The 22,004-nt window shown below is 36.5% G+C and carries 19 protein-coding genes and 1 riboswitch; of the genes, 13 read left to right on the top strand and 6 right to left on the bottom strand.

Annotation, left to right across the window (positions count from 1 at the left end):
- Window positions 1-9: 9 nt before the first annotated feature.
- From ACHZAX_RS00635 to era, 4 genes are all read right to left on the bottom strand, one after another.
- Entirely contained in the window at window positions 10-738 is a 729-nt protein-coding gene (locus ACHZAX_RS00635) for a hemerythrin domain-containing protein (protein WP_101309628.1), read from the bottom strand.
- Between the two features lie 346 nt (window positions 739-1,084).
- Window positions 1,085-2,344: a tetratricopeptide repeat protein gene (locus ACHZAX_RS00640; protein ID WP_320017666.1), complete on the bottom strand. Its 1,260-nt coding sequence runs from the start codon at window positions 2,342-2,344 to the stop codon at window positions 1,085-1,087.
- A 129-nt stretch (window positions 2,345-2,473) separates the two neighbouring features.
- The gene (gene der, locus ACHZAX_RS00645) at window positions 2,474-3,781 is read right to left on the bottom strand and encodes a ribosome biogenesis GTPase Der (RefSeq protein WP_320017667.1); all 1,308 of its coding nucleotides are present in this window, start codon (window positions 3,779-3,781) and stop codon (window positions 2,474-2,476) included.
- Between the two features lie 94 nt (window positions 3,782-3,875).
- Entirely contained in the window at window positions 3,876-4,757 is an 882-nt protein-coding gene (era, locus tag ACHZAX_RS00650) for a GTPase Era (protein WP_101309631.1), read from the bottom strand.
- A 280-nt stretch (window positions 4,758-5,037) separates the two neighbouring features.
- Window positions 5,038-5,156, top strand: a riboswitch (FMN riboswitch).
- Window positions 5,157-5,202: 46 nt separating this feature from the next.
- Between era and ribD the strand changes: the two genes are divergently transcribed.
- The 4 genes from ribD to ribH all read left to right on the top strand — a co-directional run bounded on the left by ribD (window position 5,203) and on the right by ribH (window position 8,990).
- A complete protein-coding gene (gene ribD / locus ACHZAX_RS00655; protein ID WP_320017668.1) occupies window positions 5,203-6,375 on the top strand; it encodes a bifunctional diaminohydroxyphosphoribosylaminopyrimidine deaminase/5-amino-6-(5-phosphoribosylamino)uracil reductase RibD in 1,173 nt (390 codons plus the stop codon).
- A 58-nt stretch (window positions 6,376-6,433) separates the two neighbouring features.
- Window positions 6,434-7,093 carry a riboflavin synthase gene (locus tag ACHZAX_RS00660; RefSeq protein ID WP_320017669.1) on the top strand — a complete coding sequence of 220 codons (660 nt, stop codon included), beginning with the start codon at window positions 6,434-6,436 and terminating at the stop codon, window positions 7,091-7,093.
- Between the two features lie 96 nt (window positions 7,094-7,189).
- Entirely contained in the window at window positions 7,190-8,428 is a 1,239-nt protein-coding gene (locus ACHZAX_RS00665; protein ID WP_101309633.1) for a bifunctional 3,4-dihydroxy-2-butanone-4-phosphate synthase/GTP cyclohydrolase II, read from the top strand.
- A gap of 100 nt (window positions 8,429-8,528) precedes the next feature.
- Window positions 8,529-8,990 (top strand): 6,7-dimethyl-8-ribityllumazine synthase, encoded by a 462-nt coding sequence (gene ribH, locus ACHZAX_RS00670; protein ID WP_101309634.1) that lies wholly within the window; start codon window positions 8,529-8,531, stop codon window positions 8,988-8,990.
- A 388-nt stretch (window positions 8,991-9,378) separates the two neighbouring features.
- Here ribH and ACHZAX_RS00675 read toward each other — a convergent pair whose 3' ends face one another.
- Window positions 9,379-10,878 (bottom strand): pseudouridine synthase, encoded by a 1,500-nt coding sequence (locus ACHZAX_RS00675; protein ID WP_320017670.1) that lies wholly within the window; start codon window positions 10,876-10,878, stop codon window positions 9,379-9,381.
- 218 nt (window positions 10,879-11,096) lie between these two features.
- Between ACHZAX_RS00675 and glmM the strand changes: the two genes are divergently transcribed.
- From glmM to ACHZAX_RS00720, 9 genes are all read left to right on the top strand, one after another.
- Window positions 11,097-12,485, top strand: a complete 1,389-nt coding sequence (gene glmM / locus ACHZAX_RS00680; RefSeq protein WP_320017671.1) for a phosphoglucosamine mutase — start codon at window positions 11,097-11,099, stop codon at window positions 12,483-12,485.
- A 440-nt stretch (window positions 12,486-12,925) separates the two neighbouring features.
- On the top strand, window positions 12,926-13,864 hold the full coding sequence (gene mdh, locus ACHZAX_RS00685; protein ID WP_101309636.1) for a malate dehydrogenase: 939 nt from the start codon (window positions 12,926-12,928) through the stop codon (window positions 13,862-13,864).
- Between the two features lie 241 nt (window positions 13,865-14,105).
- Window positions 14,106-14,534, top strand: a complete 429-nt coding sequence (locus tag ACHZAX_RS00690; protein ID WP_101309637.1) for a retropepsin-like aspartic protease — start codon at window positions 14,106-14,108, stop codon at window positions 14,532-14,534.
- 149 nt (window positions 14,535-14,683) lie between these two features.
- Window positions 14,684-17,659 (top strand): protein translocase subunit SecDF, encoded by a 2,976-nt coding sequence (gene secDF / locus ACHZAX_RS00695; RefSeq protein WP_101309638.1) that lies wholly within the window; start codon window positions 14,684-14,686, stop codon window positions 17,657-17,659.
- A gap of 133 nt (window positions 17,660-17,792) precedes the next feature.
- Window positions 17,793-18,020, top strand: coding sequence for a twin-arginine translocase TatA/TatE family subunit (tatA, locus tag ACHZAX_RS00700; protein WP_101309639.1), 228 nt, complete (start codon window positions 17,793-17,795; stop codon window positions 18,018-18,020).
- 61 nt (window positions 18,021-18,081) lie between these two features.
- On the top strand, window positions 18,082-19,017 hold the full coding sequence (locus ACHZAX_RS00705; RefSeq protein ID WP_101309640.1) for a calcium/sodium antiporter: 936 nt from the start codon (window positions 18,082-18,084) through the stop codon (window positions 19,015-19,017).
- A gap of 9 nt (window positions 19,018-19,026) precedes the next feature.
- Complete coding sequence (locus ACHZAX_RS00710) at window positions 19,027-19,686, top strand: ABC transporter ATP-binding protein (RefSeq protein ID WP_320017672.1); 660 nt, start codon at window positions 19,027-19,029, stop codon at window positions 19,684-19,686.
- Window positions 19,679-20,455, top strand: a complete 777-nt coding sequence (locus tag ACHZAX_RS00715; RefSeq protein WP_320017673.1) for a TIGR02757 family protein — start codon at window positions 19,679-19,681, stop codon at window positions 20,453-20,455. The genes ACHZAX_RS00710 and ACHZAX_RS00715 overlap by 8 nt, the downstream gene beginning before the upstream one ends.
- A 5-nt stretch (window positions 20,456-20,460) precedes the next feature.
- The gene (locus ACHZAX_RS00720; protein ID WP_320017674.1) at window positions 20,461-21,180 is read left to right on the top strand and encodes a tRNA1(Val) (adenine(37)-N6)-methyltransferase; all 720 of its coding nucleotides are present in this window, start codon (window positions 20,461-20,463) and stop codon (window positions 21,178-21,180) included.
- 10 nt (window positions 21,181-21,190) lie between these two features.
- On the opposite strand, the gene ACHZAX_RS00725 is transcribed toward ACHZAX_RS00720, so the two are convergent.
- Entirely contained in the window at window positions 21,191-21,940 is a 750-nt protein-coding gene (locus ACHZAX_RS00725; protein WP_320017675.1) for a hypothetical protein, read from the bottom strand.
- Window positions 21,941-22,004: the final 64 nt, after the last annotated feature.

Consider the following 22,004-nt stretch of genomic DNA (forward strand, 5'->3'; position numbering starts at 1 on the left):
AGCTAGAATTTAAATAAGATTGCAGATCGATTTTTCCATTAAGATAACTTTAGGAGTGAGTACCTTATCCTCAATTCTGGAATGATAGTTCAAATCTTCCTCTAATTTGAACAGATCCTGTATAATTGTATGGTAAAGTGTGCTGTTTGCCGGAGGCGTAAGATATTTGATCATGATGGTTTTTAAATCCATCAGTTTTTCTTCTACATCATTATGCCCTTCCTCATATTTTTCAATGGAAAATGATTCGAAAATTTCACGGTTTCTTTCAGTAAAATTTTGATTCTTAATGATTTCTTCAACAGCTAAAACATATGGGAAAACCACATTTTCCTCATGCATGATGTGTTCTGTCAGCTCAGATTTATATCCCTCAAAGAAGTTTCTGATCAGCAGAATGTATTTCTGATCTTCAGTGTCTTCTGATTGAAGAGAGATAATTTTCTGTTCAATTTCTGATAATTTATCATTTAAATAACTTGAATGAGTCATTTTAAGATAGTTGACAATATTCTTAACCGGAATAGTTTGAAGCTCTTCTTTTGGGAAGTAATCTTTATCGTGATACGCGTTTACAAGCTGTAAAAAGAAGTTTATGTCGACCTCGTTTTCCCTGCAAACATCAGCAACGGTTTTGTCTCCAAATCCCAAATTGATTCCAAAACGGTGAATGACTGGAATGAGCATATAATTCAATTGAATTACATCAGCCAGCTTCATATCCTTTTTAATACGCATAGCTTGTTTTTTTTAATTAATCTAAATTAATAAAAAGTGTGGAATATCCGCAAAAACGCATGAAGAATGCAGCCGAAAAACGAAACCAAATGGAGGAATAACACTAAAAATTATCTTATGGCAAAAGATTTTTTGAATACCATTTGGTTTCAGTTGTCGCCGGCATGTTTTATCTGTACAAAATTAGTTTCTCCGAACTTGCGGACAATACCTACTTATAGGTATATTATACCATTTTAAAATCAAGATGAGTTGGTATAATGCCGATAGATATTTAACAATCAATGTCCCTGCGCAGATAGTGATTATTTGATTTCGTCGATTTTCAATTCAAATACTAATTGAATTATCTCCCGAAGTGAAGGATTTCCTTGATATGAAGTATTCGCGATTTTGCATATTCATATTTAGGATCGTCTATGTCGGAGGTTTGCTGGAGGAATTTGGTGTAATAATCCAGTGCTTTATCTTTATTTTCCCCATACTCTTCGTAGGTTGTTGCAATTTCGTAAAGAATATCTGGGTTCGTGTTATCTATTTCAATAAGATTCAGATAGGATGCTGTCGCTTTTTCAAATTGTCTGGTTGCTCCGTACGATTTTGCCAAATACAAATGCATTGAGGCTTCAATAGGTGAAGTGATATAAAAAAGAGCATCTTCCAAAAATTTAATCCCTTTCTCGTGTTGATTCAATCGGGCATAACAAATTCCTGTATGGAAATTAATCATTGGGTCTTTATCAAAGGTTGGGCCACAACTTGCAAAAGCAGTTAATGCATCTTCATATTGCCGGGTCTGCATGTAGCAAATTCCCAGTTGTCTGTGTTCGGCATCAGTTAGGTTGTTGGATGCTTTAAGATCTTTTAAAATAGTTAAGGCATTGTCGTACCATTCCAATCCAATTAAAACCTGAGCCTTTTTCTTTAGCAGTATGGTGTTGTCCGGATAGGTTGCCAATCCCTTTGAACAGTATTCCAATGCTTGCTGGTAAGCGGCCATTTCATAAAGTTGTTGGATAATATGAACCAATACAGATAAGTCATCAGGGTTGAGTTCGTACGAAATCATATAAGAAGACAAAGATCCTGTGAAATTCTGCATTCGGTCTTTTAAATTCCCTATTTGTTTGTAAATGAAAGGATTTAATGAATCCGTTTGGATGATTTGTTTATAGATTTTTAAGCTTTCTTTGAGTTTATTTTGACCGGAAAGGGTTTTTGCCAGAAGTAAGTTGACTTGATAATCAGAGGAATCGATGGAATGTAAATTGGAAAGATACTTCTCTGCTCCGGGATAATTTCCTAATGAGTACAGACAGGAACTTAAATTCAAGAGTATTGTTTTGGAATTATTGTTTAAAGAGTTGGCTTTTTGATAATTGATGATAGCTAACTTGTCTTTGTTAAGGTTTTGAAAGGCTTTGCCAAGTTGAAAATACAAGAGACTGTTTAAGCTGTCTTTTTTTATCATTTGCTCAAGCATTGGAATTGCTTTGGAGTATTGTTCCGAATACAGGAGTTGATCTGCCTTAGTTGCTTTTTGAGAAAAACTTGCAGGGATGTTAATTGCTATACTTAACAGAAGTAGGAGGATGATTTGTTTCATGTCTTGGGTTTATGATTAGGATTTAAATATAACTAAAATTTTAGTTATCAAAAATATTTTTCCCTTTAATGACAAAAAAAACCGACTCAGAAAAACTGAATCGGCTAATGATTGTGCTGTGTGCAACACTTATTTCTTTCTCACAAAAATTTGAATCGGCACCCCGGTAAACGACCAGTTTTTGCGGATCTGATTCTCAAGATATCTTTTGTAAGGATCCTTAATGTATTGAGGCAGATTGCAATAGAATGCAAATGTTGGTGCGTGAGTTGGTAATTGTGTTACATATTTTATTTTTATGAACTTTCCTTTCAGAGCAGGAGGATTAAGAGCTGCAATTACTTTTTGCATCACATTGTTTAGTTCAGATGTTGGTATTTTACGAATACGATTCTCATAAACCTCAAGTGCCGATTCCAAAACTTGAATTAATCGTTGTTTTGTAATGGCAGAGGTGAAAATAATTGGAACATCTTTAAAAGGTGCAATTCGGTTTCTAATTTCTTCTTCGAATTCTTTCATGGTATTGGTTTCTTTATCCACCAAATCCCATTTGTTAATCATGATTACAACTCCTTTGCGATTGTTGAGAATAATGTCAAGAATACTTAAATCCTGAGCTTCTAGACCGCGTGTTGCATCTAAAATTAATACACAAACATCAGCGCTTTCAATTGTTCTGATTGATCGCATTACCGAATAGAATTCAAGATCTTCGTGCACTTTTGGTTTCTTACGAACCCCGGCAGTATCTACCATGATAAAATCATGACCGAATTTTTGAAACCGGGTATGAATTGAATCTCTTGTTGTTCCTGCAACATCAGTCACAATATTTCGGTCGATTCCAACCAAAGCGTTCACAGTTGATGATTTTCCTACGTTAGGACGACCAACAAATGCTATTCTTGGAAGACCTTCATCATCATCGTTTTGTTTGATCTCAAAATCATTTACGACTGCATCCAGTAAATCTCCGGTTCCCGATCCATTAACGGCTGAAATTGGGAAAACTTCTCCTTCCATTCCAATAGAATAGAATTCATTAGCAGCAAAAATTAAATCCGAATTATCGGCTTTATTTGCAACTAAATAAACTTTCTTTTTGGTTCGTCGAAGTATTCCTGCAACAGCCGAATCTAAATCTGTGATTCCGTGCTGCACATCTAAAACAAATAGAATAGAATCGGCTTCCTCAATGGCAATCATTACCTGTTTGCGGATTTCCTCTTCAAAAATATCGTCTGAATTCGTAGCGTAGCCTCCGGTATCAATAATAGAGAATTCTATGCCATTCCATTCAGATTTACCGTAATTACGATCACGGGTAACACCAGCAGTTTCGTTTACGATTGCTTTTCTGGTACCTGATAATCGATTAAAAAGTGTAGATTTTCCAACATTTGGTCTTCCTACGATTGCAACTATATTGCTCATTATTTTATTTTTCTAACGCAATCTCTGCGTGTAATTCTTATTCATTTGATTAAAATCCTAAAGATTTCTCCGATTTGTCAATACAGTTTTGAACTTATTGATTGTATCCGAAATCTTTTAAATGAGAGTCTTTGCTTCTCCAGTCTTTTGCAACTTTAACGTATAGTTTTAAAAACACCTTTTTCCCAAAGAATTTTTCCATATCCAGTCGGGCTTCAGTTCCAACTTTCTTCAGTGCTTTCCCCTGGTGTCCAATGATGATTCCTTTTTGTGAAGTTCTTTCCACATTAATTACTGCCATAATGTTGATAATTTTAGGCTCATCTTTAAATTCTTCAACAACTACTTCTACCGAATATGGAATTTCTTTGTCGTAGTTGGTCAGTATCTTTTCTCTAATAATCTCGTTAACAAAAAAGCGGGATGGTTTATCTGTTAGTTCGTCTTTCGCGAAAAAAGGAGGACCTTCCGGCAATAATTCCAAAATGCGGTTAAACAAATTCGGAACGTTAAAATTCTCAGTTGCCGACATTGGGAATATTTCAGCTTTAGGAAGTGTTACTTTCCATCTGTCTACCAGTTTATTTAATTTTTCCTGATCAGATAAATCAATCTTGTTGATCAGCAAAAGAACCGGGATGTCAGAATTTTGTACCTTTTTAAGGAATTCTTCGTTTTTATCGATGGTTTCAATAACGTCGGTAACATATAAAATAACGTCAGCATCAACCAATGCCGAAGTTGAAAATTTCATCATCGACTCCTGAAGCTTGTAGTTTGGCTGCAAAACCCCTGGTGTATCAGAGTATACAATTTGAAAATCATCACCATTAACAATTCCTTTAATTCGGTGACGCGTAGTTTGTGATTTCGACGTAATAATTGAGATGCGTTCCCCAACCAAATTATTCATTAAGGTTGATTTCCCAACGTTGGGATTTCCAATAATATTTACAAAACCTGATTTATGAGGCATATGTACTCCAATTTAGTGATTTAAAAATTTTTGCAAAGATAGTACAATTAATACCATTTACGAAAATGTCTGCCACTCATTAAGATGGAATAAAGATTTTTATAGAAATATCAATATATAATGGTTTAAAAGTCCTAATTCGAAGTGCAGGTGTGGCTTAAGTTTTAATGTTTTGATTTTGCAGTGTGTTGCAAAGACTGTTTGTGTGATTTGTTTTTATTTTCTAAAACTATATATTTGTAGCAGAATAAGAGATGAAATCTTGTTCTAACATATTTTATTGTTTCTTCAGGGCAGGGTGAAATTCCCGACCGGCGGTGATAGTCCGCGAATCTTTAACGAGATTGAACTGGTGTGATTCCAGTACCGACAGTACAGTCTGGATGGGAGAAGAAAAACAATTGATCAATTTGATTGATTTCATGTCAATGGAAATTATTTCCATTTGGCTATACCTATAATAGATGCCCTGAATAGTTTAATGAACTATTCAGGGCTTTTTGTTTTTATGCAAATGAGTAAAGAGTATCAATACATGCAAAGAGCCTTCGAGTTGGCTAAAAAGGGAATAGGAAGAGTAAATCCTAATCCTTTGGTTGGTGCTGTAATTGTTCGTGATAATAAAATTATCGGGGAAGGATATCATGAATATTTTGGTGGGCCGCATGCTGAGGTAAATGCATTTCTGTCTGCAACAGAATCTGTAGAAGGAGCAATAATGTATGTTACTTTGGAACCATGCTCTCATTATGGAAAAACACCGCCTTGCGCCGAAGCAATCGTGAAAAATAAAATTGCTAAAGTGGTGATTGGGATGTTGGATCCAAATCCATTGGTGGCGGGAAAAGGGGTGAAGTTATTAGAGGATAATGGAATTGAGGTTGAATACGATTATTTGTGCGAAGAATTAAGTCAGATGAATCGTGTTTTTCTGAAATTTATTCAAAATAGAATTCCCTATGTGGTGATGAAAACAGCCATGACTCTGGATGGGAAAATTGCCAGTGAAACGGGTGATTCCCGTTGGGTTTCCAACGAAAAATCACGGGCGCGTGTTCATCAGTTAAGAAATGAACTGGCAGGAATCATGATTGGTGTTGATACGGTGATTGCCGATGATCCGATGCTGACGACCAGATTGGAAAAAGGAGAAGGACGAAATCCGGTAAGGATAGTGGTGGACAGTACTGCTCGGATTCCTTTGGAATCAAAAATATTGAATACGGGTGTTCAGTCTAAAACAATTGTGGCGGTAACAGAAAAGGCTGACTCACTAAAGATTTCTCAAATTAGAGATTTGGGAAATATCGTTTTGGTTGTCAAATCCAGAAATGGAAGAGTTGATCTTGCTGATTTAATGGTGAAGCTTGGGAGTGAAGGTGTAGACGGCATTTTACTGGAAGGAGGAGCAACGCTTAATTTTTCGGCTTTGGAAGCAGGCATTGTTGATGAGGTAATGTCGTTTATTGCCCCAAAAATTATTGGTGGTGCCAATTCTAAATCACCGGTCGGCGGCGAAGGAATCAAATTTATGAAAGATGCCATCGAATTGGAGAATATTAAAATAGGTCAGCTTGGAAATGATCTGATGCTGACCGGAAAAATAAAAAAAGTGTAGCAGATAGTGGATGCTTTGTAATCTGATAGCTGTTTACAAATAACTGATAATTGAAAAAATGTTTACAGGTTTAATTGAAGAAATAGGAAGCATTAAGTCCATTCAAGGTGGAGGCAAGTCAATTCGATTGACCGTTTCGGCCCGTAAAATTATGGATGATGTGAAGCTGGGTGATAGTATTGCAGCCAATGGAATTTGTTTGACAGTGGTTAGCTTTAATTCTACTGGTTTTTCGGCAGATGTTATGCCGGAGACAATGAGCCGAACAAATTTCGGATTGTTGGGAGCGGGAAGCCGCGTGAATTTAGAGCGGGCTCTTCGCGTTGGCGACCGAATGGGTGGTCATATGGTAAGTGGACATATTGATGGTTTGGGCGAAGTTGCAGGCAGGGAGCATGATGATAATGCCATTTGGGTTAGCATTGCAGCACCTGGTAATATATTGAAATATATTGTGGAGAAAGGTTCTGTTGCCATTGATGGTATCAGTTTGACTGTGGCTTATGTGGATGAGAAAATTTTTAAAGTTTCAATTATTCCGCTTACACAGGAAGATACAACTTTAACTTCTAAGAAAAAGGGAGAAAAAGTAAATCTGGAATGCGATATAACTGCAAAGTATATTGAGAAATTCTTGTTTCATAGAGATGAGGAAAGTGCTCAGGTGGAGAAATCGGATATTTCGATGAATTTCCTCAAAGAGAATGGATTTGCATAAGATTAAAAAATAATAGAAAAATAAGAGGTGAATATTTTCGAGAGGTTTTTAAACTCATATCTAGAATCTAACATCTCATATCTAAATAAATAAACTATGAAATTTCATACAATTGAAGAAGCGATTGAAGACATCAAATTAGGGAAGATGATTGTGGTGGTTGACGATGAAGATCGTGAAAATGAGGGGGATTTGTTGATGGCGGCGGAAATGGTTACTCCTGAGGCAATCAATTTTATGGCCCGACAGGCTGGAGGATTGATTTGTATGCCAATTATAAAGGAACGTTTGGATGAGTTGAATATCGATATGATGGTGTACCATAATACTGATGCGAAGCAAACGGCCTTTACCGTAAGTATTGATGCTGCAGATTGTTCAACCGGCATTTCTGCTCACGAACGTGCGCATACAATACAAAAAGTGTTTGATAAGAATGCCAAAGCGGAAGATTTTACCCGTCCGGGACATATTTTTCCTTTGGTAGCACGTAAAAATGGAGTTTTGGTTCGTGCTGGGCACACCGAAGCAGCTGTTGATCTGGCAAGAATGGCTGGACTGTATCCGGCAGGTGTGATTTGTGAAATTATGAATGAGGATGGGACTATGGCCCGTGTTCCTCAGCTCAGAGAATACATCAAAAAGCATGATTTAAAAATGGTTACGATTGCTGATTTGATCGAGTATCGCAGACAAACAGAGAGCGTAATCGAAAAAGTAACTGAAACAGCAATGCCAACAAAACATGGCGAATTTAGAGCTCATGGTTTTGTCAATAAAATTACCGGTGAGCATCATGTCGCTTTGGTAAAAGGAGATATTGATACTTCTGAACCTGTGTTGGTTCGGGTTCATTCTGAATGTTTAACCGGTGATGCGTTTGGTTCTATGCGTTGCGACTGCGGCGATCAGCTGCAGGAAGCTTTGCGAAGAATCGAAGAGGCTGGTAGAGGTGTGTTGTTATATATGCGTCAGGAAGGCCGGGGAATTGGTTTAATTAATAAATTAAAGGCTTACCAGCTTCAGGATATGGGGATGGATACTGTTGAAGCAAATTTGGCATTAGGATTTAAGGCCGATTTACGTGATTATGGTATTGGTGCCGCTATTTTAGCTGAATTGGGTGTTAAGAATTTGACTTTAATGACCAATAATCCGCTGAAAGTTGCTGGTTTAAAAGGATATGGATTGAAGATTGTTGCACGTGAAGAGATTGAAATGACTTGCAATGAAAAGAATGAATTCTATCTGCAGACCAAAATGAATAAAATGGGGCATCTATTGCATCAGGATGTAAAGTGGAATTTGCAAAACGATGATAAAAAGATAAAATAAGTATATGTGTTAATGAGTGAATGAGGTAACAAGAATTGCTTTTTGAAGAAGAGTAATCTCGCAGCTAAAATCTCATTTCTCACATCTAAAATCAAATAAAATGAATATTATTGAAGGTAAGCTTATTGCGAAAGATTTAAAATTCGGTATTGTTGCCGGTCGTTTTAACGAATTTATTGGAGGTAAATTGTTGGCAGGTGCTTTGGATGCTATCAACCGTCATGGAGCTTCAACCGATGATGTAGATGTCGCCTGGGTTCCCGGAGCATTTGAAATTCCATTGATTGCCAAGAAGATGGCAAAAAGCGGCAAATACGATGCGGTTATTTGTTTGGGTGCGGTAATTAAAGGTTCAACTCCTCATTTTGAGTATGTGTCGAGCGAAGTAACTAAAGGAGTTGCAAGTGTTTCCTTAGATTCGGAAGTGCCTGTTATTTTTGGTGTTTTAACTACCGATTCTATTGAGCAGGCTATTGAACGTGCCGGAACTAAAGCTGGAAACAAGGGATTCGAAGCCGCGGTATCTGCCATTGAGATGGCTAATTTGCTGAAGCAATTTTAAGAATACAATATATCAAAAAAAATCCCGGCAGTGATGCCGGGATTTTTTATGCTGTTGTGTGTCGGGCAAATGTTTGCAATGCTTAGAAACTGTTTAAAAATTTATATTTTCGCTTTTTATAAGTCAAAAACCTCATAATTCCGTTAAATTATCTTTAAATAGAACCACTATTCGCATCAAATTTGCCTTATTCTGAGTTTTTTTTTCTTCGATAAAAATTTCTAAAAATAAATTTAAACAGTTTCTTAATACAATAGTTCGTTACGTTTTTGTAAATATCTGATTATTAAGATGATTTGCTTAATGGGTGTTTCAGTGTAAAGATTTGAAAATAAGCGAAGTGTAAATCAGTCTAATATCTCATATCTAAAATCTAATAATCTATTGTTTAATATATTTTAAGCATGTTTACCTCTTTTTCGCTTAGGAATCTCCATTTCCCTCTTGGGATGTTTTTCTTTGTGATTCCTGCAAAAAGTACGCGGTCCAATTTTTCGATTTCGTAACCCAGATGCTCAAAAATGCGTCGAACAATTCTGTTTCGGCCCGAATGGATTTCTATTCCAACCTGAGTTTTATCAGTTTCACTGGTAAAACTAATGGCATCAGCCTTAATTTCTCCGTCTTCTAATTCCAGTCCGGCAATTACCTGATCTAGTTCTTCCTGAGAAATTGGTCTGTCAAGGAATACATGGTAAATCTTTTTTTTGTTGTAGCTCGGATGAGTAAGACGTTTTGTTAAATCGCCATCGTTGGTGAAAATTAAAACCCCGGTAGTCATACGATCCAGTCTCCCTACAGGATAAACTCTTTCAGGACATGCATGACGAATTAAATCCATAACCGTTTTTCTTCCCAGAGGATCATCAAGAGTAGTCACAAAATCTTTGGGTTTGTTTAAAACCAAATAGACTTTTGCTTCGGCCTCCAGTTGTTTACCATCCATGCAAACTACATCATCAATGTTTACTTTGGTGCCAACCTCTTTAACGATTTCGCCGTTAACGGTTATTCTGCCTTCTTCAATTCGCAGGTCAGCAGCTCTTCTTGAGCATGCTCCTGTGTTCGAAATGTATTTGTTAAGCCTAAGGATACCATCTTCCGGACCTGATAGTTTAGCAAAAGCCAGTTGTTTTTTCTTGCTGTAATGCTTTTTTTGAAGCGTTTCTTTATCGGGTTTGTTTTTAAAACGATCATAAGGTTTTGCAGTAGAATCTTGATCTTCATCAAAATCGTCTGCAAATCTTTTTTTGTTTTCTGTGAATTCTGATCTTTCTCCTCCTCTTTTTGAGCGGTCAGAATCTCTTCCCGGTCTGAAGTTTGAGTCTTCAGATCTGTGTCTTCTTCTGTCAGAATTTTCTGATCTGCCGCCATAGTTGTGATCTCGTGATTCTGAATCCCGGCCAAATTTACTGGTTGAGTCTCCAAATCGGGGTTTTCCTCTGTAAGAGTCTTTTTCAGATCTGTTGTCGTCAGATCTTCTTGATGATCCTGATCTTGAATCAGAACCTCGTGAAGTTCTGTAGGAATCACTGTTGCGTCTGTCAGAACTTTCTGATCTGCTGCCAGTATTTCGATTTCTTGAATCCGAATCCCTGCCAAATTTGCGATTTGGCTCTTCCGATCCGGATCTTCTTCTGTCGGAACCTCTTTCCGAACTGTCACCATCAGATTTTCTTGATGATTGTGATCTTGTGTTCTCTCTTTGAAAAGGTTTTTCTGAATTGTCTCTTCGTTGTCGGGGATATTCTGATTTCCCCTCATTGTTGCGTGATTCTGAATCCTTTTTGAATCGCGGATTTGTACCACCAGATTTCTTGTCGTTTTCTGTTTTTGATCTAAAAGAAGATTTCTCTCTTCTATCTTTCCCGTATTTTTTTTCTTCCATTTTTGAGTAAATGATCATTGTTCTGAACCTGCAAAGGTACTAATAATCAAAGAATATATTAATTACACCAGTTAAAAAAGTGAAATAAAGAAAATCAATTTCAGTTTTGCTTTTTTACTCTTGATCGAAATTATAAATTTGTCATACAAATTAGGTGCTGAATGTTTGTTCAGAATCTTTTTTTAAGAATCAGTAAACATTAAAACTTGATAAATAATATGGCATTAATTAAATCAATTTCCGGAATCAGAGGAACGATTGGCGGTAAGGTTGGAGATGGATTAAGTCCTCTTGATGTTGTGAAATTTTCAGCAGCATATGGTACTTGGGTATTACGAAGAAACAACGGGCAAAAGGTAAAAGTAGTTGTTGGACGGGATGCCCGGATTTCCGGCGAAATGGTCGATATGCTTGTAGTTGGCACTCTTTTGGGCTTAGGAATTGATGTTGTGGAAATTGGCTTGGCAACTACACCAACCACTGAAATTGCAGTTACCGAAGAACAAGCTCAGGGAGGTATTATTTTAACTGCCAGTCACAATCCAAAACAATGGAATGCATTAAAACTACTCGATGAAAAAGGTGAGTTTTTGAACGATAAGGATGGAAAAATTGTTCTTTCCATTGCTGATAATGAAGATTTTCTATTTGCAGATGTAGATGATTTAGGTCAGCTTTCTCATATAGATAATTACACCCAAAAGCATATTGATCATGTTTTAACACTTAAGTTGGTTGATGTTGATGCAATAAAAAAAGCAAATTTTACGGTTGCTGTTGATGCAGTAAATTCGGTTGGAGGTATTGTAATTCCACAATTATTGAAAGCCTTGGGTGTTGAAAATGTTGTAGAATTATATTGCGAACCAAACGGACAATTTCCTCACAATCCGGAGCCGTTGCCAGAGCATTTAACTGAAATTGCTTCGACAATGAAGGAAGGTAAGGCCGATTTAGGATTTGTAGTTGATCCGGACGTTGATCGTTTGGCTATTGTGAATGAAGATGGAAGCATGTTTGGTGAAGAATATACATTGGTGGCATGCGCTGATTACGTATTGGCAAATACACCTGGAAATACTGTTTCAAATCTTTCATCAACCCGTGCTTTGCGCGATGTTACAGAAAAACATGGAGGAACATACGAAGCTTCGGCTGTTGGTGAGGTGAATGTCGTTACCAAAATGAAAGAGAACAATGCGATAATTGGTGGTGAGGGTAACGGAGGTATTATTTACCCTGAAAGTCATTATGGAAGAGATGCTTTGGTTGGGGTTGCATTGATCTTAACGCACATGGCAAAAACAAAGAAAAAAGCTTCGGAGCTCCGAGCAGGTTATCCGAATTATTTCATTTCCAAGAATAAAATTCAGCTGACACCGGAAATCGATGTTGATGCGGTTTTAGTTGCAATGAAGGAGAAATACAGAGATGAGAAAGTGAATGACATTGATGGTGTTAAAATTGATTTTGCATCGGAATGGGTTCATCTTCGAAAATCAAATACGGAACCGATTATCCGAATTTATTCGGAGAGCGAAAATGAGGATACAGCAAATCAATTGGCAGAAAAAATCATTTCAGAGATTAAGGAAATAATTAAATAATAATTTATTTTTGAGAAGCGCAGGAATTAATTTTTCCTGCGCTTTTTTTGTTGATAAAAGAAAATTTTCCGTAATCGTTTGCATTTGCTCGATCTTAAAAAATTAAAGCTTTTTTGGAACGATTTAATCAGATTTATTCCGATTTAATTTTACCTCAGAATTCCTATTCTCCTTGCTAAATGTGACTTCTGATAAACAGATCTGTTTGTCGTTATTGAATAGAAGAGCCTGTATGGGTGTTTATACCCAGTTTAGAAATAGTTAAATATGTCAGAAGTTAGATAATTGTAATCTAATTTTTATATATTTAAGTGAGACTGTTGAAAAGCAGGTCTTTTTCTGAATTATTTTCTGGCATTGTGTATATATTTGCTAGCCAATAAAGAAAAAATTCTCCATTGATACGAATACAAATAGATATAATCAAAGATTAAAGCCTTATGAAAATTACCGTTGTAGGTGCAGGAAATGTTGGCGCAACTTGTGCAAATTGCATAGCCCAAAAGGAATTAGCAAACGAAGTAATTATTGTTGACATTAAAGATGGATTGTCAGAGGGAAAAGCTCTGGATATGTGGCAAACTGCTCCGATTAATTATTACGATACAAGAGTTAAAGGAGTAACTAATGATTATGCTGCTACTGCAGGATCAGAGGTTGTTGTTATTACATCAGGTCTTCCGCGTAAACCGGGAATGAGTCGTGATGACTTAATCGCTACCAATGCAGGTATTGTAAAATCGGTTACTGAAAATGTAATTGCACATTCTCCAGATGCAATCATCATTATCGTGTCAAATCCTTTAGATGTTATGACTTATGCTGCTTTCTTAACAGCTAAAAAAGCATCTAACAAAGTATTTGGTATGGCTGGTGTATTGGATACAGCTCGTTACCGTGCTTTTCTTGCTGAAGAATTAAATGTTTCTCCTAAGGATATTCAGGCATTATTGATGGGTGGACACGGTGATACTATGGTTCCACTTCCTCGTTATACCACTGTAGCAGGTATTCCTGTAACCGATTTGATCGAAGAAGATAAATTGAATGCTATTATTGAAAGAACTAAATTTGGTGGTGGTGAATTGGTAAACCTGATGGGAACTTCAGCTTGGTACGCTCCAGGTGCTGCGGCAGCTCAAATGGTAGAAGCTATTGTTCGTGATCAAAAAAGAATTTTCCCGGTATGTGCTCTGTTGAACGGAGAATACGGAATGAAAGATATTTTCTTGGGAGTACCTGTTGTTTTAGGTAAAAATGGTATCGAGAAAGTAATCGAAGTGAAATTAAACACAGAGGAAATGGAATTGTTGAAAGGATCAGCAGAGGCTGTTAAATCTGTAATGAAAGTGTTGGATGAAATGAATATTCTATCTTAAGTTAGAAGATTTCATTTACTAAAATATTGAGGTTGTCTCCATGAGAGACAACCTTTTTTGTTTTGTAAAATCAAACAGAAATAAATTCCACCTTAAATTCTGAACAATGTCATCTGTAAATCAGTATTTATAAAATTTTTAGATAGATTATTATTTTGTTAATGTTTTAAGGGTTTTATGTAATTTATGGCACAAAATTCTGTTCTTTTGGTATATTTGCTGTCCTTTGTTCAGAAAGCCCATGAAAATTGAAATCCCAATAGAGATAATCGAACTTGAAACCGAAAGTTTCCATCTTTTAATCAGATGTAAAGTAAATAGTAGTCATGAAGGAGATCTTGTGATTGATACCGGCGCTTCAAAAACGGTTTTAGACCGGAATTTTGTACCTGCTTACACCTTGTCTGAGTATCAAACCTCGGAAATAAAGTCGCGGGGTTTGGGGGAAGGAAGTTTAAATACCGAAATGGTTAAGATAGATTCATTCCAATTAGGAGATCTTCTTGTAAATGATTTTCATTGTGCAATTATTGATTTGGCAGGAATAAACGAGATGTACATGGAGCACTGTCAGCGGGAAATTTGCGGATTACTTGGGAGTGACTTTCTTTTAAAACACGGAGCAATTATCGATTATGGAAGAAAAATTCTGGAATTGAGAATTCTTTAAATCCCATGTCTTTCACCAAAGACGTAAAGTCGGTTAAATACCTGAGATTATTGAACAAAGGAATTTGAAAAAAATTAATATATTTGTGCGTTAATTGCGGTTAAGAATATTATATACCACATAAATAAGAATTAAATAAACCTAAACACATGCGAAATAAAGGAGCGATTCGTCTACTCGCTATACTCTTTGCGTTAGTGAGTTTGTATCAATTGACATTTACTTACGTTACCAAATCAGTTGAAAAGGAAGCTCAAGAGTTCGGAGCCGGCGATATTAAGAAGGAACAAGCTTATCTTGACTCTATCAGGGGTGAAGGAGTTTACAATTTTCTTTGGATTAAAGATTACACTTACAAAGAGTGTAAGGAATTGGAGATGAACCTTGGTCTTGACCTTAAGGGAGGTATGAACGTTACCATGGAGGTTTCTGTAATTGATATTATTAAGGCTATGGCCAATAATAGCAAGGATGAAACTTTTGTAGCTGCCATAGAAAAAGCCAAAGCGATGCAAAAGAATAGTCAAAAAGAATTTGTGGTTCTTTTTGGTGAAGCGTTCGAATCAATCAATCCAAATGCTCAGTTATCTTCTCCTGATATCTTCGGAACTTTAGAGATGAAAGATAAAATTCCTTTTGGTGCTTCTAATGCTGAGGTGTTAAAAGTGATTAAAAAAGAAGCTGATGCAGCGATTGATAATACCTTTAACATTCTTCGTTCCCGTATTGACCGTTTTGGTGTTGCACAGCCAAATATTCAAAAAGCTGATGTTTCGGGACGTATCATTATTGAACTTCCAGGTATTAAAGATGCCGCTCGTGTACGTAAGTTACTGCAAGGAACAGCAAGTCTTGAATTCTGGGAAACTTATAGTGCTAACGAAGTAACTCAATATTTAAATGCTGCGAACGAAAAATTAGCAGCTATCAATACAATGGCTGAGCCTGCCGAAGCAGCTAAAGAAGCTACTAAAGAAGAGGTGAAGGAAGAGGCAAAAGATGAAGATGTTGCTCTTTTAGACAAAATTGAAGAAACAGCTAAAGATTCGACTACTGACCTTAATGCAAAAGAAATTGCAAAAAAATACCCATTGTTTTCTGTTTTGAATCCTACACAAAGAGGTTCTTCGAAAGCAGTTGTTGGTATGTCTCATATTAAAGATACTGCCAGAGTAAATCAAATTTTGGCAATGCCGGCTGTTCAATCAGTAATGCCACGTAATTTGAAATTCTTTTGGGGGGTTAAACCAATTGATAAAGGTGGTAATGTATTCGAATTGTTTGCTATTAAAGTAACCAGCCGTGATGGAAAAGCTCCTTTAGATGGTGATGCTGTTACTTCTGCACGCGAGCAAATTGATCAAAACAAAGCACAAGCTGAAGTTTCGATGAGTATGAGTGGTGAAGGAGCAAAAGTTTGGGCTCGTTTAACTAAAGATAACATTGACCGCGCAATTGCAATTGTTTTGGACGGATATGTTTATTCTGCTCCAAATGTAATTAGTGAAATAAAAGGCGGACAGTCCAGTATCAGTGGTAATTTCACCATTGCTGAGGCGAAAGATCTTGCAAACATATTAAAGTCAGGTAAATTGCCTGCTCCTGCTCATATTATTGCTGATGAAGTTGTTGGGCCATCTTTGGGACAGGAATCTATTCAAAAAGGGATGTGGTCATTCATCATTGCTTTTGTGTTGGTGTTGATTTATATGTTTTTCTTCTATAGTAAAGGTGCAGGTCTTACTGCAAATATTGCTTTGGTTGCCAACTTGTTCTTTATTTTTGGAGTGCTGGCTTCATTGGGTGCTGTGTTGACTCTACCTGGTATTGCCGGTATTGTGTTAACAATCGGTATGTCGGTGGATGCGAACGTACTGATTTATGAGCGTATTCAGGAAGAGCTGAAAGGTGGAAAAGGATTGAGTCTTGCTATTTCTGATGGATACAAGAATGCCTATTCTGCGATTATTGATGGTAACATCACAACTCTTTTGACTGGTATTATTCTTTATCTTTTTGGTGAAGGTCCAATTAAAGGTTTTGCAACTACTTTAGTTGTCGGTATTTTCTCATCTTTATTTGCTGCAATTTTTATCACTCGAATAATTATTGAAGGTTCGCTTAAACGTAACCGCAACATTACTTTTACAACTAAGTTTACGGATAACTGGTTACGTAATGCACACATTAAATTTCTTGAGAAAAGAAAAGTGTTTTATGTGATTTCAGGTATTGCGGTTCTTGTTAGTATTGGTTCTCTTGCAACAAGAGGTCTAAATCAAGGTATCGATTTTACCGGGGGTAGGACATATGTTGTTGCTTTTGATCAGGATGTTTCGGTTGAAGCTATTGCTAAGTCGTTGGAAACTGTTTACGGACATGCTCCTGAAGTGAAAACTTTTGGTGGTGATTCTCAGGTGAAAATTACCACAAAATATAAAATTGATGAATCAGGAAACGAAGTTGATGATGAAGTAGAAGGTTTACTTTACACAGGGTTACAACCATATTTAAATGGAGCTTCTAAAACTGATTTCCTTGAGAACAATAGAAAGATGTCGCAAAAAGTGGGTCCTACTATTGCTGATGATATTCGTCAGTCTGCAGTTTGGTCAATCTTGTTTGCTCTTATCGTGATTTTCCTTTACATCATGGTTCGTTTCTCGAACTGGCAGTATGGTTTAGGTGCGATTGTTGCTTTGGCTCACGATTCAATCATTGTATTGGGTATCTTCTCATTGTGTTACGGATGGCTGCCATTCTCACTTGAGGTGGATCAGGCATTTATTGCCGCAATACTTACTGTGGTTGGTTATTCTATTAATGATACTGTGGTTGTATTTGACCGTATCCGTGAGTATATTGGATTGCATCCAAAACGTGATCGTGTTGAGGTTGTGGATAGTGCTTTGAATAGTACATTACGTCGTACTTTTAGTACTTCATTATCTACTATGGTTGTTTTGTTAGCCATCTTCCTTTTCGGGGGAACTTCAATCCAAGGATTTACATTTGCTTTGTTAGTTGGAGTAATTGTAGGTACATATTCTTCACTATTTATTGCAACTCCAATTTCTTATGACACAAGTTTACGTGTATCTAAAGTGATTGCGAAAAAGAAATAATTAGAAATTAATTATAAAATTGTCCCCCGGATCGTATGGTTCGGGGGATTTTTTTTGCTCAGGTTCAAATCGAATGCAATCTACCTTCATGATTTAAAATTTCTTCGGTATATTTGTTTAAAATTTGAATCAAATGGATAATATTCTTTTATTTATTAGTGGCGGTGAAATTGTTGTCGTACTAGTTGTTATTCTGCTGTTGTTCGGATCGAAAAAGATTCCTGAATTGGCTCAAGGCTTGGGGAAAGGAATGAAAGAATTCAAACGGGCGACGGAAGATATTAAATCCGAGATCAGAAAGGAAACAGAAGTTCTTGATCATATCAAGGAATTTAAGGATGACCTTACTAAAAAACTGTAATCCGATATTCTAGGTTTAATCATTCCACCAATATATAGTGTGGAATTTTTTTTTAAATTCAATGGACTATTTGTATCTCTTTGTTGGTTTCGTTATTCTTTTATATAGCGGGAATTTGTTGGTAAAAGGAGGAGTGGCCTTATCTTCTCATTTTAAGGTTTCTACACTTGTGGTTGGAGTTACTGTAGTTGCTTTTGGAACATCGGCACCAGAGCTTTTTGTGAGTCTGGGAGCAGCTCTTCATGGCAGCCCTGATATTGCTATCGGCAATGTTATTGGCTCTAATATTGCAAATATTGCCCTCGTTCTTGGTTTTACAGCTATATTGATGCCTTTGCCTGTTCGCAGTAATTCCATAAAGTTCGATTGGCCTTTTATGATGGGCGCATCCTTACTGTTTTATGTGTTTATTTTAAATCAGAAATTAGAGTACTATGAAGGAATTGTTTTTGTAATTCTTTTGATCGTATTTATGGTGTGGACGGTTTGGAAATCAAGAAAGGAAAACAGAGATGTAATAATAGGATTTAAAACAGCCGAGCATTCAATGTTTGTTGCAGTACTACTAATTCTTGCTGCCTCGGTTGGCTTGTATTTTGGAGCTGATATTTTGGTTGGCAGTGCAAAAAATATCGCTCTCGACTTTGGAGTAAGTGAACGTGTAGTCGGATTGACTTTGGTGGCTTTCGGCACATCAGTACCCGAATTAGCTACTTCTGCCGTAGCAGCTTATAAGAAGGAGATGGATATCTCTATTGGAAATATTATTGGCTCTAATATATTCAATATTTTAGGAGTGTTGGGAGTTACATCAATTATCAAAAATATTTTCATTAGTCAGCCAATCATATCTTTTGATATACTTATTATGCTGGGGGTGTCTTTTCTTCTGTTTTTATTGATTTTGCCTTTGAATAATGGGAAACTTCACCGATGGAAGGGATTTTTACTGTTTGCAGTTTATCTGATTTATGTATATTTGGTTTTCACAAAGTAATTCACCTGTATGATAACTGCTGATCAAATCAAAAAAAGTTTTGGAACGGTTAATGTTCTTAAAGGAATCGACCTGAATATTACAAAAGGAGAAATTGTTTCTGTTGTTGGCGCCAGTGGTGCAGGCAAAACTACACTTCTGCAAATACTTGGGACATTGGACCGACCCGATTCAGGAAAAGTGTTTTTTGATGGTGTTGATATCACTTCATACAATGAGAAAGAATTATCTGCATTTCGAAATTCGAATATTGGTTTTGTATTCCAGTTTCATCATTTGCTTCCCGAATTTACAGCTTTAGAGAATGTTTGCATTCCAGCATATATTGCAAAAAAATCGAGATCGGAAGCCATTGCGAAGGCAATGGAATTGCTCGAAATGCTGAATTTGGGTCATAGAATGGATCATAAACCTTCCGAACTTTCGGGTGGTGAGAAGCAACGGGTTGCAGTAGCAAGGGCTCTGATTAATGATCCAATTGTAATTTTGGCTGATGAACCTTCCGGTAATTTAGATTCTAAAACGCGTCAGGAGCTTCACGAATTATTTTTTACTTTACGCGACCGTTTCAATCAAACATTTGTGATCGTAACTCACGATATGGAATTGGCGGATATGTCGGATCGGAAGATTAGTATTTCAGATGGACTGATCGATGGGCATGACTAATTTTTCATTTGCCGGTTTAAAGGAATTTTTGGATGAAAAATACGATTTATACAATCGTGAATCTTTCATTACCACCGATCCCATACAAATACCACGATCTTTTTCGAAAAAAGAAGATGTTGAAATAGCCGGTTTCTTAAGTGCAAGTATTGCCTGGGGGCAAAGACCTACAATTATTCGAAACGCGAAATGGCTGGTCGAAAGAATGGATCAAGAACCTCATGAGTTTATTCTGAACGCATCCAATCTTGATTTGGAAGTTTTTAAGCAATTTAAACATCGCACGTTTAATGGTGATGATTGTATCTTTTTTCTAAAATCACTGCAGAATATTTATCGGAATCATGGCGGGTTGGAAGATGTTTTCGCGAAGGGAGCAAAGGATTCAGGTACTGTAAAGGGTGCATTGGCCTATTTTAGGGAAGTGTTTTTCAAGACTGAGCATTTGGACAGAAGTCAGAAACACATCTCGAATGTAATGAAAAAATCCTCAGCCAAGCGATTGAATATGTATTTGAGGTGGATGGTGCGGAAAGATGATCGGGGAGTAGATTTTGGCTTGTGGAATCAACTTTCATCGGCAGATTTGTATTTGCCTTTGGATGTTCATACTGGAAATGTTGGTCGTAAACTGGGTTTGCTAACCAGAAAACAGAATGATTGGCAGGCTGTTGAAGAAATTACCGAAAACCTTAGGAAATTAGATCCCAAAGATCCTGTGAAATATGACTATGCCTTATTTGGTATGGGTGCTTTTGAGAAATTTTAAGAAGAATGGCAAATAATTATTTTGAGTTCAAGCAATTTAGGGTCGATCAGAATGGCTCTGCAATGAAGGTTGGAACCGATGGTGTTCTATTGGGGGCTTGGGTGGATATTTCCAAAGCCAATCGGATATTGGATATTGGAACCGGAACCGGATTGATTGCCATGATGATGGGACAGAGAACCAATTCCGATGTGAAAATTGATGCCGTTGAAATTGAATTGTCTTCTTATCAACAAGCTGTTAATAACTTCGCAAATTGCCCGTGGACTTCAAAACTGAATGCATTTCATCTTTCTTTTCAGGAATTTTGCCAGATTACAACGGTTAGGTATGATTTGATTGTAAGCAATCCGCCTTATTTTCTAAATGGTTTAAAAGCGAAATGCGAAACACGGACACAGGCTCGCCATGCAGATTATTTGCCTTTTGAGGATTTGTTGAATGGAGCCATGAATTTATTAACAGAATCAGGAGTTTTATCTGTTGTTCTGCCTGTTGATGAAGGAGAATATTTTCAGAGATTGGCTGGATTAACAGGCTTTTATTTGAAAAGAAAGATTTCAGTTCTGCCTAATCCCGGGAAGCCCGCCAAGCGTTATTTGTTTGAATTTTGTTTGCAGAAATGCGAGGCTCAATTCGCTGAATTAATAGTGGAAAATGGACAGAGACATGTCTATTCTCCTGAATATATAAATCTGACAAAAAACTTTTATTTAAAATTTTAAGCTGCTGTTTCTACTCTGTAGATATTTTAAAATTTGCCCACCATTCAGTAAGTTCAAATGGAGTTTGATTGTAGCCGGCTTTTAATCTTTCCATGCGTTTGTTAATGTATTCTTTACTGCTTAAAGCTGAGTGATATTCCTCATTTGCTTCATTGATACTTGCAACTCCAATGCTTATTATTTCATTGCCCGACAGGTTTTTGGAGTAAAATTCACTCATTGGTATTCGAAGATGATAACTAAACAGAACTTCATTTTTCGAACTTATCTTTACCTGATAGGTATCGTCTTCCTGCAGAGTACTAATAGAAAGACTTTCATTTTTTTTCACGTTAACAACCTCGAAAATCTGAAAACGATCCAAAAATTCTTCATTTAATTCTGTTAGTGAAAAACGGGATAAATAATTTTCAAATTTTTCTGCAGTAAAAGGAAATTTAGCAGGCATTGGAAAGTTAATGGCAAAATTGTTTTGAAGTTTTGCTTCTGGATCGATCCAGACACTAAGTCCAAGATTGTATATTTTCCTTAATGTATTTGTAGAATTTGTCTCAAGAATAATATCGATAAATTTATCGTTGTTGAAAACCTTAACACTTATTTGATCTTCGGCATTGTAATAGTTGGCCTCTGTTGTTGAATATATTTTGGAACTGAAATCTCTCTCATTCTGCCAATAGGTTGATATTTGATTTTTTACTGCACACGAATTAAGAGTGAAAAGACTTATTAAAAAAGCAAATTGAATTATTTGGGACATGTATTTTCGTATAATTAATGCAGATCAAAAATATAAAAAAGAGAATGATCTTAGGCGAAAAACG

The sequence above is a fragment of the Labilibaculum manganireducens genome (assembly GCF_963665805.2).
Lineage (GTDB): Bacteria > Bacteroidota > Bacteroidia > Bacteroidales > Marinifilaceae > Labilibaculum > Labilibaculum manganireducens.

What these genes read in the sequence shown, in the direction of transcription:
- ACHZAX_RS00635 (WP_101309628.1), bottom strand. Translation starts at nt 738, where the DNA reads ATGCGTATTAAAAAGGATATGAAGCTGGCTGATGTAATTCAATTGAAT.
- ACHZAX_RS00640 (WP_320017666.1), bottom strand. Translation starts at nt 2,344, where the DNA reads ATGAAACAAATCATCCTCCTACTTCTGTTAAGTATAGCAATTAACATC.
- der (WP_320017667.1), bottom strand. Translation starts at nt 3,781, where the DNA reads ATGAGCAATATAGTTGCAATCGTAGGAAGACCAAATGTTGGAAAATCT.
- era (WP_101309631.1), bottom strand. Translation starts at nt 4,757, where the DNA reads ATGCCTCATAAATCAGGTTTTGTAAATATTATTGGAAATCCCAACGTT.
- ACHZAX_RS00660 (WP_320017669.1), top strand. Translation starts at nt 6,434, where the DNA reads ATGTTTACAGGTTTAATTGAAGAAATAGGAAGCATTAAGTCCATTCAA.
- ACHZAX_RS00665 (WP_101309633.1), top strand. Translation starts at nt 7,190, where the DNA reads ATGAAATTTCATACAATTGAAGAAGCGATTGAAGACATCAAATTAGGG.
- ribH (WP_101309634.1), top strand. Translation starts at nt 8,529, where the DNA reads ATGAATATTATTGAAGGTAAGCTTATTGCGAAAGATTTAAAATTCGGT.
- ACHZAX_RS00675 (WP_320017670.1), bottom strand. Translation starts at nt 10,878, where the DNA reads ATGGAAGAAAAAAAATACGGGAAAGATAGAAGAGAGAAATCTTCTTTT.
- glmM (WP_320017671.1), top strand. Translation starts at nt 11,097, where the DNA reads ATGGCATTAATTAAATCAATTTCCGGAATCAGAGGAACGATTGGCGGT.
- mdh (WP_101309636.1), top strand. Translation starts at nt 12,926, where the DNA reads ATGAAAATTACCGTTGTAGGTGCAGGAAATGTTGGCGCAACTTGTGCA.
- ACHZAX_RS00690 (WP_101309637.1), top strand. Translation starts at nt 14,106, where the DNA reads ATGAAAATTGAAATCCCAATAGAGATAATCGAACTTGAAACCGAAAGT.
- secDF (WP_101309638.1), top strand. Translation starts at nt 14,684, where the DNA reads ATGCGAAATAAAGGAGCGATTCGTCTACTCGCTATACTCTTTGCGTTA.
- tatA (WP_101309639.1), top strand. Translation starts at nt 17,793, where the DNA reads ATGGATAATATTCTTTTATTTATTAGTGGCGGTGAAATTGTTGTCGTA.
- ACHZAX_RS00705 (WP_101309640.1), top strand. Translation starts at nt 18,082, where the DNA reads ATGGACTATTTGTATCTCTTTGTTGGTTTCGTTATTCTTTTATATAGC.
- ACHZAX_RS00710 (WP_320017672.1), top strand. Translation starts at nt 19,027, where the DNA reads ATGATAACTGCTGATCAAATCAAAAAAAGTTTTGGAACGGTTAATGTT.
- ACHZAX_RS00715 (WP_320017673.1), top strand. Translation starts at nt 19,679, where the DNA reads ATGACTAATTTTTCATTTGCCGGTTTAAAGGAATTTTTGGATGAAAAA.
- ACHZAX_RS00720 (WP_320017674.1), top strand. Translation starts at nt 20,461, where the DNA reads ATGGCAAATAATTATTTTGAGTTCAAGCAATTTAGGGTCGATCAGAAT.
- ACHZAX_RS00725 (WP_320017675.1), bottom strand. Translation starts at nt 21,940, where the DNA reads ATGTCCCAAATAATTCAATTTGCTTTTTTAATAAGTCTTTTCACTCTT.